The organism is Scytonema sp. PCC 10023 (assembly GCF_963920835.1).
In the GTDB taxonomy this organism is placed as follows: Bacteria; Cyanobacteriota; Cyanobacteriia; order Cyanobacteriales; family Nostocaceae; genus Kalymmatonema.
Map to the genome: position 1 here is coordinate 75588 of NZ_CAWUDP010000016.1, position 13166 is coordinate 88753.

The 13166-nt window shown below is 44.4% G+C and carries 9 protein-coding genes; 8 read left to right on the plus strand and 1 reads right to left on the minus strand.

Annotation, left to right across the window (positions count from 1 at the left end; translation table 11 throughout):
• Positions 1 to 12 precede the first annotated feature (12 nt).
• From ACM0OZ_RS12210 to ACM0OZ_RS12235, 6 genes are all read left to right on the plus strand, one after another.
• Entirely contained in the window at positions 13 to 1077 is a 1065-nt protein-coding gene (locus tag ACM0OZ_RS12210; protein ID WP_414583099.1) for an NAD-dependent epimerase/dehydratase family protein, read from the plus strand.
• Positions 1038 to 1583 (plus strand): dTDP-4-dehydrorhamnose 3,5-epimerase, encoded by a 546-nt coding sequence (rfbC, locus tag ACM0OZ_RS12215; protein WP_414583100.1) that lies wholly within the window; start codon positions 1038 to 1040, stop codon positions 1581 to 1583. Before ACM0OZ_RS12210 ends, rfbC begins: the two co-directional genes overlap by 40 nt.
• 243 nt (positions 1584 to 1826) lie before the next feature.
• Positions 1827 to 3107 (plus strand): methyltransferase domain-containing protein, encoded by a 1281-nt coding sequence (locus tag ACM0OZ_RS12220; RefSeq protein WP_414583101.1) that lies wholly within the window; start codon positions 1827 to 1829, stop codon positions 3105 to 3107.
• Positions 3108 to 3349: 242 nt separating this feature from the next.
• Positions 3350 to 4201, plus strand: a complete 852-nt coding sequence (locus tag ACM0OZ_RS12225) for a glucose-1-phosphate cytidylyltransferase (protein WP_414583102.1) — start codon at positions 3350 to 3352, stop codon at positions 4199 to 4201.
• Between the two features lie 310 nt (positions 4202 to 4511).
• Positions 4512 to 5165 (plus strand): PIG-L deacetylase family protein, encoded by a 654-nt coding sequence (locus tag ACM0OZ_RS12230; protein WP_414583103.1) that lies wholly within the window; start codon positions 4512 to 4514, stop codon positions 5163 to 5165.
• A 240-nt stretch (positions 5166 to 5405) separates the two neighbouring features.
• The gene (locus tag ACM0OZ_RS12235) at positions 5406 to 6722 is read left to right on the plus strand and encodes a DUF4910 domain-containing protein (RefSeq protein WP_414583104.1); all 1317 of its coding nucleotides are present in this window, start codon (positions 5406 to 5408) and stop codon (positions 6720 to 6722) included.
• Positions 6723 to 6950: 228 nt separating this feature from the next.
• Here ACM0OZ_RS12235 and ACM0OZ_RS12240 read toward each other — a convergent pair whose 3' ends face one another.
• Positions 6951 to 8699, minus strand: a complete 1749-nt coding sequence (locus tag ACM0OZ_RS12240; RefSeq protein ID WP_414583105.1) for a S8 family peptidase — start codon at positions 8697 to 8699, stop codon at positions 6951 to 6953.
• A gap of 710 nt (positions 8700 to 9409) precedes the next feature.
• On the opposite strand from ACM0OZ_RS12240, the gene ACM0OZ_RS12245 reads away from it, so the two are divergent.
• Entirely contained in the window at positions 9410 to 11695 is a 2286-nt protein-coding gene (locus tag ACM0OZ_RS12245; protein ID WP_414583106.1) for a lipoxygenase family protein, read from the plus strand.
• A gap of 96 nt (positions 11696 to 11791) precedes the next feature.
• Positions 11792 to 13165 carry a cytochrome 450 gene (locus tag ACM0OZ_RS12250; RefSeq protein WP_414583107.1) on the plus strand — a complete coding sequence of 458 codons (1374 nt, stop codon included), beginning with the start codon at positions 11792 to 11794 and terminating at the stop codon, positions 13163 to 13165.
• The last annotated feature ends 1 nt before the right edge of the window (position 13166 follow it).

Consider the following 13166-nt stretch of genomic DNA (forward strand, 5'->3'; position numbering starts at 1 on the left):
TATTTAACACCTATGAAAATACTTGTAACTGGAACTGAAGGTTATATCGGCTCGTTATTAGCCCCAATCTTGATGCAACACGGACATGAGGTTATTGGGGTTGACACAGGATTTTATAAAGTTGGTTGGCTATACAACGGTACCGAACTAACTGCCAAAACCCTAAACAAAGACATCCGCCACATCACAAAAGAAGATTTACAAGGTGTCGAGGCAGTCGTTCATCTGGCTGAACTTTCCAACGATCCTGCCGGACAATTATCTCCCAATGTGACTTACGACATTAACCATAAAGGTTCGGTTCGCCTCGCCGAACTAGCGAAAGCATCTGGTGTGCGTCGCTTTGTCTACACTTCTTCGTGCAGTGTCTATGGCGTTGCGAGTGAGGACTATGTTACGGAGGAGTCTAAAGTCAATCCACAAACAGCCTATGCAGAATGTAAAACGTTGGTAGAGCGAGATGTTAAGTTACTAGCTGACGATGGTTTCTCTCCCACCTTTTTGCGAAATGCCACAGCCTACGGCGCATCTCCCAGAATGCGCTTCGATATTGTTTTAAACAACCTGGCTGGACTAGCATGGACGACTAAAGAAATCAAGATGACGAGCGACGGAACTCCTTGGCGTCCGTTGGTTCATCTGCTTGACATTTGCAAAGCAATTGTCTCTACGCTCGAAGCAGAGCGCAACATTGTTCACAACCAAATCTTCAACGTGGGAGACACTGCTAGCAACTATCAAGTCAAAGAAATTGCCCAGATTGTAGCTGAAGTCTTCACCGGATGCAAGCTTAGCTTTGGGGACAGTGGTGCGGACAACCGCAGCTATCGGGTTTCTTTCGAGAAGATTAACACCACACTACCAGGATTCAAGTGTGAGTGGGATGCAGCAAAGGGTGCTCAGCAGTTGTTCAATGTGTTTAGTTCTATTGATATGTCAGAATCCACTTTTTTATCTAGAGGATTCACTCGCTTGAAGCAGCTAGAGTATCTGATTCGCACTGGGCAAATTGATCAAAATTTCTTCTGGAATCAGTCATGCTATTCACAGAAACTCCACTCAAAGGCGCATTCCTGATTGACATAGAGCAACGGCAAGATACTCGTGGCTTCTTTGCTCGTACGTTCTGCCAAAAGGAATTTTCGGCTCACGGCTTAAAGCCAACAATTGCACAATGCAACGTAGCTTTCAACCACAACTCGGGGACTCTACGGGGCATGCATTATCAAGTTGCTCCTGCAACCGAGGTAAAGTTGGTTCGCTGCACTCATGGTGCTATTTACGATGTCATCATCGACTTGCGCCCTGAATCCCCTACGTACAAGTTACACTTTGGCGTTGAGTTAACAGCTCAAAACCGTAGAGCTTTGTACGTACCTGAGATGTTCGCTCATGGCTACCAAACCCTCACTGATGATGCTGAGGTTGTGTATCAGATGAGTGAATTCTATGCGCCAGATTACCAGCGTGGTTTGCGTTATGACGATCCTGCCTTTGGGATTGAATGGCCTTTACCTATAAGTGAAATTTCCGAAAAAGATACTTGCTGGTCTCCCTTTGAACCTGTTCTCCAACCAGTATAAGGTTTTTACGCACTCCTTAAAAGGGCAGGCAGGATGCCTACCCCACAAATCCACAAACTTCTTGTGGGATGAACCAGACACCGGGTTGTTATAGACATCTTGCACTCTTTGAAAGGGCAGGCAGGATGCCTACCCCACAAATCCACAAACTTCTTGTGGGATGGGCATCTTGCCCGTCCCAACCCTACCAAGTTCAAGATACGACTATCTCAAGTTACACATAACACTCAAAAAAGCTAATAAATGACTAAGACAACTTTGGAGTCCTACGTACAGAATGGTACAACCGTGAATCGTGGTTGTTGTCGATTCTGTGGGTCAACATTAAAGCACACTTTTGTTGATTTGGGAATGTCACCGCTTTGTGAAAGCTATGTGACTGCTGAACAGCTTAACCAAATGGAGGCTTTCTATCCGCTGCACGTATATGTGTGCGATCGCTGTTTTTTAGTTCAACTTCAGGAATATGTCAGCCCGCAAGACATCTTCACTGAGTATGCTTACTTTTCGTCTTACTCTGACTCTTGGCTACAACACGCCAAGAATTATACCGAAAACGTAATACCTCGCTTTAGGTTACACTCATATAGTCAAGTCGTGGAAATAGCTAGTAACGATGGTTACTTATTGCAATATTTTCTTGCCAAAGGAATTAATGTTCTGGGCATAGAACCAGCAGCTAATGTCGCTAAGGTAGCTATAAAAAAAGGCATTCCCACAGTTGTAAAGTTCTTTGGAAAAAACACAGCGAATGAATTAGCTGCTGATGGTACGCAAGCCGATTTATTAGTGGCTAATAATGTACTTGCTCACGTACCTGATATCAACGATTTTGTAGCAGGCGCTAAAATTTTACTCAAACCTCAAGGTGTCATTACTATGGAGTTTCCTCATTTAATGCGACTGATGGAGGGAAACCAGTTTGACACCATTTATCACGAACACTTTTCTTACTTGTCGTTGCTCACAGTAGAGAAACTTTTTGCAGAGCACGGTTTAACAATCTTTGATGTAGAAGAACTGTCAACTCATGGTGGTTCTTTGAGAATTTATGCAAGACAAGCAGAAGATACTTCTAAACGTATTAGTCAGCAGGTAAAGGAACTAAGAGCAAGGGAAGAAGCTGCTGGATTTAGCAATCTAAAACATTATTTTTCCTTTGGTGAAAAGGTGAAGGAAACCAAGTTCAAACTTTTAGAATTTTTAATTTCAGCGAAACGACAAGGAAAAACAATTGCTGGTTACGGCGCTCCTGGTAAAGGTAACACCCTTTTGAATTACTGTGGAATTAGAGAAGATTTCATTGATTACACCGTAGACAGGAACCCATACAAACAAGGTAAATTCTTACCAGGAACTCATATACCAATCTTTCATCCAGACAAAATTCAAGAAACAAAGCCAGACTATTTGTTGATTTTACCTTGGAATCTGAAAAACGAGATCATGTCACAGATGTCGTATGTACGTGATTGGGGTTGTCAATTTATTGTGCCGATTCCTGAAGTTAATGTCTATTCTTGAGCCAGCTAGGAATCAAGTCAGTAATCTTGGAAGAACCTCTCCCCTAACCCCTCACGCCACTTTGCTCAACGCGGGGAACCCGCGCACGCAAGTGGCTCCCCTACGAGGGGAGGGGAATTTAGCTCCCCCTTCCCTATAAGGGAAGGGGGTTGGGGGGTTAGGTTCGTGATTAATGAATTCATGCTCTATAAATCAACTCAAAATTCATTGAAATTTAATCAGAGTGAAAAAAGGAAAATACAATGAAAGTAGTTTTATTCTGCGGTGGTTTAGGAACCAGATTAAGAGAATTTTTCGCCAATGTTCCCAAGCCTATGGTTAATATTGGCTACAGACCAATATTGTGGCATATCATGAAATACTATGCCCACTACGGACACAAAGATTTTATTTTGTGTCTTGGTTATAAAGCAGACGTTATCAAAAATTATTTCCTCAATTATGATGAATGTGTTTCCAATGATTTTACGTTACAGGAGGGAGGCAAAAAAATCCAACTTCTAAATAGTGATATTGAAGATTGGAAAATTACTTTTGTCGATACAGGGTTGACTTCAAATATTGGTCAAAGGTTCAAGGCTGTCGAAGAATACTTAGAAGGGGAAGAGGTATTTTTAGCGAATTATAGCGATGGCTTGACAGATTTACATCTGCCTGATATTATTGAAGACTTTTATAGACATGACAAAATAGCTAGTTTTCTGTGTGTCAAACCGTCGCAAAGTTTCCATTTAGTTTCCATGCAAGAAAATGGCTTGGTCACTGATATTCAAAGTGTCCAACAAGCCGGTATTCGGATAAATGGAGGCTTCTTTGTGTTTAAGAAAGATATATTTAAATATATCCGAGCCGGAGAAGAATTGGTGAACGAACCATTTGAAAGATTAATTCATTTAAAACAGCTAGCTGCTTATAAATACAATGGCTTTTGGGCGTGCATGGATACTTTCAAAGAGCAACAGCAGTTAGATGATATGTATTGTCAAGGTAACGCTCCTTGGGCAGTATGGAATCATGAAAGGAAGGCAAAATCTTTGGATTATAGTCGGATTCACCATGTTGCTAATGATTCTATACCAGTAAAATTGGCTTAAGGATAAATACCATCGAATTTTACCCACGAACCGGATGAATTTTTCGCGCAAAGACGCAAAGGCGCAAAGGCGCTGCAGGAGGTGACGACAACTTGCTGCAGGAGGGTAACCCGAGCGTAGGCAACTGGCGTTGGCGCAGCCTCTCCGCAGGAGATACCCGAAGGGGTTTCCCTCCGCAGGCGACTGGCGTCGCAAAGTTTTCATAGCGTCTTTGCGACGGGCAGTCGCCTCAAGTCGGGGAACCCGCCCACGGCGCTGCCCTTGTCTTTGCGCGATCTTTAAAATTTTCTTTGCGAGATATTTGTGCAGTATGCTTAAATTCAATTTTGCAGAAAAAAGTGACTCAACTTATAAAGTTTTGTGTTTAGGAGCGCATTGCGATGATATAGAAATTGGTTGTGGAGGTACAATCTTAAGATTGGTAGAAAGTTACCCGAATATTGTGTTTTATTGGGTTGTATTTAGCTCAAATCTACAAAGAGAAAAGGAAGCTTATCACAGCGCTAATAAGTTTTTAGAAAAAGTCCCAGAAAAAAATATAGTCATCAAACAATTTCAGGATGGTTTTTTTCCTTTCATTGGAATTGAAATTAAACAATTTTTCGAGGAATTAAAGCGAGATTATAATCCTGATTTAATTTTTACTCATTCTCGTCACGATTTGCATCAAGACCATCGTTTAATTTCTGATTTTACTTGGAATACATTTAGGAATCATTTAATTCTAGAGTATGAAATCCCTAAATATGATGGAGATTTAGGAAATCCTAATTTCTTTGTGCATTTAGACGAGGAAATTTGTCAAAACAAAATTAAGAATATAATTGACAACTTTCCATCGCAAAATAACAAACAATGGTTTACCGAAGAAACATTTTTATCAATTCTAAGACTGCGAGGAATTGAATCTAATGCGCCTAATAAGTATGCTGAAGCTTTTTATTGCCGCAAAGTCGTTTTTTAGTTCGACTACTAAACTAGCAAGCTGATTAGATTACAGCGCTTATTCTTATGATTATACCACAAATCGTAGGGTGGAGAGAAGTCCTGCAGGCGGGTTTCCCAACCTAGGGAACTTCGGGGCATTGCCCATAAAACTTTATGTGATGGACATTTGAGATATTCTGCGGCAATGCCCACCTTAGCTGAAAACCGCTGTTCGCTGAATTTTTACAATTAACTATTATTATAAAAGGTGAAAAACGTGAATATTACTGATATTAAAGAGAGGCTTAACCCAAATGAAGTTAGCCAAGAAATGTACCAGTTAATATCAGAATTGTATCCTATTTGCCGCTCTATTACTGGCAATGGTTTTCGAGAAACGCTGCATTGGATTAAAAAGCATATTGAATTAACTCAGCATGAAGTTCCTACTGGTACTCAAGTCTTTGATTGGACAGTGCCTAAAGAGTGGAATATCAAAGATGCGTATGTAAAAAATTCCAAAGGAGAAAGAATTATAGATTTTAATAAATCAAACTTGCACGTTGTTAATTACAGCGTGCCTGTTAAGCAAAAGATGCTTTTAGAGGAATTAAAGAAACATCTGTTTACACTAAGCGATCGCCCTGATTGGATTCCTTATCGGACTTCATACTACAAAGAAAGTTGGGGCTTTTGTCTCAGTCACAAACAATTCTTGGAACTACAGGATGAAGAGTATGAGGTGTGCATCGATTCTTCCTTAGAGGACGGTCATCTGACGTATGGCGAGTATTACCTTAAAGGAGAGAAACCAGACGAAGTACTCATATCATGCCATGCCTGTCATCCATCACTTTGTAATGATAATCTCTCTGGTATTGCGATCGCAACATTCCTGGCAAAATATCTGAGTCAAATAAATCTTTCGTACTCTTATCGATTTATCTTCATTCCTGGAACTATCGGTTCCATCACTTGGCTTTGTTTAAATGAAAATCAGGTTCACAAGATTAAACACGGTTTAGTTTTAACTTGTCTAGGCGATCCGGGAAAGTCTACTTATAAAAAAAGCCGTCGTGGTGATGCCGAAATCGACAAAGCCGTGACTCATGTCTTAAAGCATTCTGGTAAAGATTCTGAAATCATAGATTTCTTTCCTTATGGCTATGACGAACGGCAGTTTTGTTCACCAGGATTTAACTTACCTGTGGGTTGTTTCATGAGAACACCGCACAACTGTTATCCAGAATATCATACATCAGCAGACAATTTGGATCTCGTACAAACCGAGTACCTTGCCGATTCATTCTCCAAGTGTTTGTCAGTTTTGCATATACTAGAAAACAACAAAAAATACCTCAACCAAAATCCAAAATGTGAGCCGCAGTTGGGGAAAAGGGGTTTATACGGCGCAATTGGTGGACAGACGGATACAAAAATGAGAGAAATGGCTATGTTGTGGGTTCTGAATTTGTCTGACGGGAACCATAGCTTGCTGGATATTGCAGATAGATCCGGTATGAGTTTTGATTCTATTAATAAGGCAGCAGATGCCCTGCTGAAACATGATTTATTACAAGAGAAACCCGAGTAGTCTTTGAGTGCTATAGCAATCCTCCGCACATTTGTGTTGGCGCAGCCTGCTTTGTAAGCGCATAAATTGAGTTCTTCAGATTCCCGACTTCTTAAAGAAGTCGGGAATCTTGTTTTTTCACAAAGGTAATGTTTCCAAAGTTCACAAGTTTAGGATTTCATAAGCTGTACCAGGGTTTGCATTCACAAGCTATTTTTCAAGACAGTGCAATATACAAACACAAGCGCATTAGCTTCCCAGCTTTGTCTTTAAGGCTTCCGAGACACCGTGTAATAACAATTTCTCGCGCAAGAAATCTAGATTCTTTGGCTTTGATGACTCCCTAAAAGACTCAGTTTGAAACTGAGTCGAATGAGGCTTTTGACTAGATAGAGTTGCTGCAAATTGCTTGTACAGCTCTGGGTTTATGGTAAGGTAAAAAGCTAGCTCTTGTCCCACCTCTTTCAATCGCCTTGGTAATTCTGTTTCTGTTGTCTGCAACAGTTGAGCAAGACTTGCTCGGAGCTTAGTATCATCTCGAACTACTCCAAGAAAATTATTTTGGGGTTGATTTTGTGATAATTCTTGCTCAAAGAGATGAGCGAAGGTGTCGAGTCTGCCGTTGTCTATAGACAGGTGTTGTTCTAAGGCAAACCCTGGTGCAATGATTGAACGAGTCACATTATCAGGTAGTGGTGCAGCAAGTACTTTCTCTGCATTCACGATACCTTCACCGAATTGATTTGGCTTCCATGTGGGAAATTTATCACAACTGTCGCGTAGAATTTGATTAAAGATGAAAGGAATTTTTTCGGCTCCATAGCGTTCGATGAGTTGCGATCGCCCATGATATGATAGCCATAAAGCCGCCACACCCGCCACGAATGGTGCAGAAAATGAAGTGCCAGAGCCTTGCAGAACGTTATAACTAATCTGACCATTCTTCTTCTCGACTTTTGCATACCAAACTGACTCACCAGGAGCAGTGACATCCACTTGACTTCCCCGCGATGCACCCCACCAAATCTCACGTCGCACATTACTGCCAGTCACAGCAATCACTTCCTCATAGGCAGCAGGCCAAACCACGTAGGGAACCATGGTACCAGATGCTGCAACGATGATTACGCCTCGTTTTTGGGCATAAGTTATCGCACTCCGCAGACGCGGGTTGAACAAACCAGTTCCCAGGCTAATTGAAAGGACATGGACACCATGATCTGCGGCGTACTCAATCGCTTCAGATAAATTACGTACGCTCAATAGTACAACTGAGTACGAGACTCGAAGGGGTACTAATTTGGCACCAGGTGCCACTCCCGCCACAGTTTTTCCGCTTGGGTACTTGCCTTGTCCCCCTCTTGGGCTGACGATGACACTGGCTGTAGATGTGCCATGACCTGGATTGTTAATAATTTCGCCCCCAGATGTTTCGAGTTCGTCTTTTGGGTCTTTGTCACCCTTAAGAAAATCGTAACCTTGTTCAAGGAGCAGATTGGCAACAATTTCCGGATGTTCCGAATAGCCCGTATCAGGAAGCCCGACAATAATCCCATCCCCTGGTCGTCGATTGGGTGGGAAAAAGCGTGACCATGCCTCAAAGACTCGCAGCTGCTTGAGACTCCATTCTACATCACTGCTTTCGTCGAGATTTTTGGGCGCAAAGGTAGCCCTAGGCTGTGTTGACTCGTCATTCCAGGCGGGGTAGTTGGGTATAGGAACAGCAAACAGTGGCTGTGCATCTACAACTCCTGGCTGGGAACGCAGATAATAACTTTTGTCCCAAGCTTGTTTAACTGACAAAGCATCTTGCTTTTTGGTTACCTCAAACTCAGTAAAATTGTCACCAATCGGTTTAATCTTCCAATCTGAACCTAGTGCTTGGGTGACAATTTTCTGGACTCTCTGCTGTAGTCCTGGCATAACCATCTGGAGAAAAAACCCTTCAAACTTAGGAGCGAATTTATTTGGGTCACTCTGTTGCTCGCGAATATGCATACAATTCACCTTTGTAATAATAGCAGACATCAGGAGTTACGTAACTGTCAGTGGCGATTGGCTGCGCCAGTCCAGGGGCGGCGTGACAGCAAGGCGCACCCATAATTTCAAAGGGGACTGGAGGAGTTACAAAACGCAAACACACTTTACCCTGGGTTCTCTCACTATATTAACTTTCGCATACCAGCCAAAACGATTTCTCCAAGATTATCGGATAAAGTTAGGAGTGGCTTTTGCAGTCCCCATTGGTTAACTTTACTTAGTTTTCGTCGGCAACAAATCGGAGCATGATTCACTGTTGCGTCCGACGTTCCATCAAACGCTGATGCACACCTTGAGGCTCAAACTTAGCCTCATTTAATTTACGAATCCCACTTGCACGTTGTTGCCTTTACTGTAAATATTCCTCAACATCCTGCCGATGCCGTAAATAGTAGCTATATAATGTTTGTTAAATAGATAAAATTTATTTTTCCTATAACTAATAACCCACCAGTATTCAAAACATAAAATCATTTGAACAAAAAGATCCAAGCTTTGATGGCTACATTAATGGTTGCAATCCATCACTAGTTTGTGGCGATCACAAAGCTTATGGCGCTGGTTTCATAAAGGATTGCTACCAGTTTTTTCAGGAATATCACAGTACTGAAAGATAAAAAATTGTTTGAATTTTTGACAATTTTGAGAAGAACTTAGGAGGGATGGTTATGGACAACAGGAACTCTCAGCAGCAGGAACAGAGTTTAGCGGGTGCATATCAGTACAATTACACCTATATTGAACCCATTGCTATGGTAGATACGCTCCCTCAGAGCGAAAACTTTTCCGCTCCGTGGATAGTGTTAATGGCGAAACAAGCATTCAAGCTGGCAATTAATACTTTCATCGTCAATGTAGCGAACCAAGGCGATCGCGGACAGAAGGGGATCGAAGATGATGTGCGGGAGTTCCTGCGCCAGATCTTATTCCAAACCCTTCAAGAGGAGGGTAAGTCGTTCAAACCAAAACTCGCCCGTGCTTTAGTTGGCTTGTTGCCCCAGGTGCTATTACAGGATGTGCCATCCCCCACAGCGGAAGTTAAAGTCTCAAGACAGGTTGAAAAGGTTGAAACAACCCTACAACAGCCGTTACAGGATGCGCCATCCCCCACAGCGGAAGTTAAAGTCTCAAGACAGGTTGAAAAGGTTGAAACAACCCTACAACAGCCGTTACAGGATGCGCCATCCCCCACAGCGGAAGTTGAAATCTCAAAAAGAATTGAGACTGCTTTAGAACAGTTGTTACAGGATGAGCCGTCCACTGTAGCAGAAGTTGAAGCCTTAAAAAGAATTGATGTAGCTTCGCCACCACCGCCACAGGACGAGCCGTCTAACGCAGCAGAAGTTGCAGTCTCGAAAAAAATTGATACAGCCCTACAGCAACCGTTACAGGGCATACCGTCTAATGAAGCGGAAGTTGGCAAGTTTGTGAGATCTAAACTGATCAAAATTCTGGGGGAAGACTTTCTCAGAACCTTTGTCAAAAACCTGTATAAGGGACTCAAGGAGATAGCGCCAAAGGGTCGTGCCAGCAGCCTGGAAGACTACAGTAAGCTGTTTAACCCCCGCTACGTTAATCTGCCAGAGGTTGCAAACAGGTTTCAAAAGGACGAATTTTTTGCAAATATGCGGGTGGCAGGTCCTAACCCAGTGATGATTGTACGGATGACGGCTCCTGATGGACGCTTTCCCGTCACTGAGGAACAGTATAAATCTGTGATGGGAGAAAAGGACTCTCTCCAGGCTGCGATCGAGGAGGGACGGGTTTACCTGGCAGACTATGCCATTTTGGACGGAGCCTTGAATGGTACTTTCGGTGCCGAGCCGCAGATACAGAAATACTCTTACGCGCCTCTGGCGATGTTTGCCGTTCCAACGAACGATGCTCCCAATCGCCTGTTACGCCCTGTGGCGATTCAATGCGGACAGTCACCTGCTGACTACCCTGTGATTATGCCATCTACGGGAGATAGTGCTTGGCTGATGGCAAAAACCATCGTGCAGGTAGCTGATACCAATTTCCACGAAGCGGTGACTCACCTTGCCCGAACCCACTTATTAATCGAGCCGTTCGTCATTGCCACTCATCGGCAACTGCCTTCGACTCATCCCTTGTTCAAATTGCTAGTGCCTCACTTCCAAGGCACTCTAGCGATTAATTATGCGGCTCATGAATTTCTTGTGGCTCCTAGAGGCGGTGTAAATGAGCTTTTGTCATCAACGATTGAAAATTCCCGCGTTCTGGCGGTAAAAGGATTGCAGGCTCGCGGGTTTAATGCAGACATGCTACCCCGACGTTTGAAAGATCGGGGGGTAGACGATCAGTCCGTGTTGCCAGTGTATCCCTACCGGGATGATGGGTTACTTATTTGGGAAGCGATTCATAATTGGGCTGAGGCTTATTTGGGTTTGTATTACAACTCAGATGAGGATGTGCAGGGCGATCACTCGTTGCAGAATTGGGCGGAGGAATTGGTGGCGTTTGATGGAGGTCGCTTGCACGATTTTGGTGACAGAGATGGCAAGCTCGTAACCCTCAAATATCTGATCGATGCTGTTACGATGGTTATCTTCACGGGTAGTGCCCAACATGCCGCTGTTAACTTCCCGCAAAACAGCATTATGAGCTTTGCGCCAGCCATGCCCACAGCAGGATACGAGACGGCTAAAGTGGTCGGGGCAGGAACAACCAAACAGGATTGGCTCAATTTACTGCCGCCACTCGACCAGGCTCAACAGCAGCTCAATTTGTTGTATATTTTGGGATCGGTATATTTCACTAGGCTGGGTTACTACGAAGACGGTTATTTTACCGACGCCAAGGTAGCTGAACCCCTCCAAGCGTTCCAAACGCGCTTGCAGGAGATTGAAGCAATTATCGATCGCCGAAACTCAGCTCGACCCCCTTACGAATACCTCAAGCCTTCAAATATTCCACAGAGCATCAACATCTAATCGCCTTGATTCGATAATCCCCCAGCTTTGATACCAGCCGTTGAGGCTGGGGACGCTAAAAAAAATCAATGTTTCTGTTGAAAATCGCGTAATCCAATGAACCTAGATTTAGATAGCATCTTCTCATTTTTCATAGATCCTGCACTTAATGAGTTTCAGGCATGGGCTTTGCAAAATCCGCAGGAGAGTCTTAGCAAGACACTCCTCCCGATTGTCAGCTTCGTCGAGGGCATCATTGCCAACGAACCCACATATCTGGATGCTAAGCGGCGTGCCCTCGGATCTAACTTCTGCTGCGCTGGGCAAGTGGTGCTGAGCAATTTCACAATCCTTGAAACGGCACTCACCTCACCACAGGCACGCACATGGCGACTTGGTACCTCTGTGCTGGATGCAAATCACGCGCCTAACCTGGACATTGGCGGCAGAAATGTCTTCCTCCTTTCTCTGTCGGACGAGGAGGCTGGCGGCAGCAGCGACCACGAGGCATTCAGGCAATGTATGCAGAAATATATCCTGAACGATGCCACAACGGAGCGCCAGCGCGATGCGATCGCCAGACGGCTACTCGATCGGTTAGCAGCAGATTACGTGGAGATGCCTCATGGCATCGGTGGAGAGTTCTTCACCGACGTTAAGCGGGGTTGGATGGGATTTATGATCCGGTATATGCACTATGTGCTCTTTGGGCTAAACCCCGACGACGAGGAGTCGATGAATCTCCTGACGGAGTTGCACTACACACGCCTGAGCCCAACGCACTACTTGGCTGGCATCGGCAGCCTCCTGCAAAGTCAAAACCTGATGGGACACGCAGACCTGTCCAATCTGATTGAGCGGGCAGCGACTATCTATGAAAATTCGCCAGCTCTCGCGGACTTTGAGGAGAACAACCCTGAAGACAACGGCATGACTCGGCGAGAACTGGCAAAGCTCATGACAGGCATTATGGGCATCGCGGCACTGCAGGGTCCGCTGCACCTCGGTTACACTGCAATGGGTTTTCGTCCTCTTCCCGCCTATAAAGGACAACAGACATCCAATATCGACCTGACTGGTTATTGGGACGAGCTCGACCTAGACGAGCAGGAGTCCGTGCGGCTCTATCTCCTAGAGTGCGCCCGGCTCTGGGCACCCGTCAGCGCCACGCATCGGGTAGCGACCGAACCCTTCACGGCGACGATAGCGGGCAAGGAGCGGACATTTCCCGTAGGTACCAAGGTGCTTATACCGATGAGCTTGGGGCTGCTGGACGAGGGCTTTTGGGGTTCCACAGTCTACGAGTTTAATGCCAAGCGGCAGAACCTCTGCCCCTTCCACATGGGCTTTCACTCTGTTGGTGATCGCAGTGCGGGACGCATCTGCCCTGGCAAGGACATCGCACTAGACATGCTCGTGGATGCCATAAGCACGGTGGGCAAGGCACGCCGCTCCTCCACCCAATTCTTCGGCAGCAGCGGCAGACGGTGAA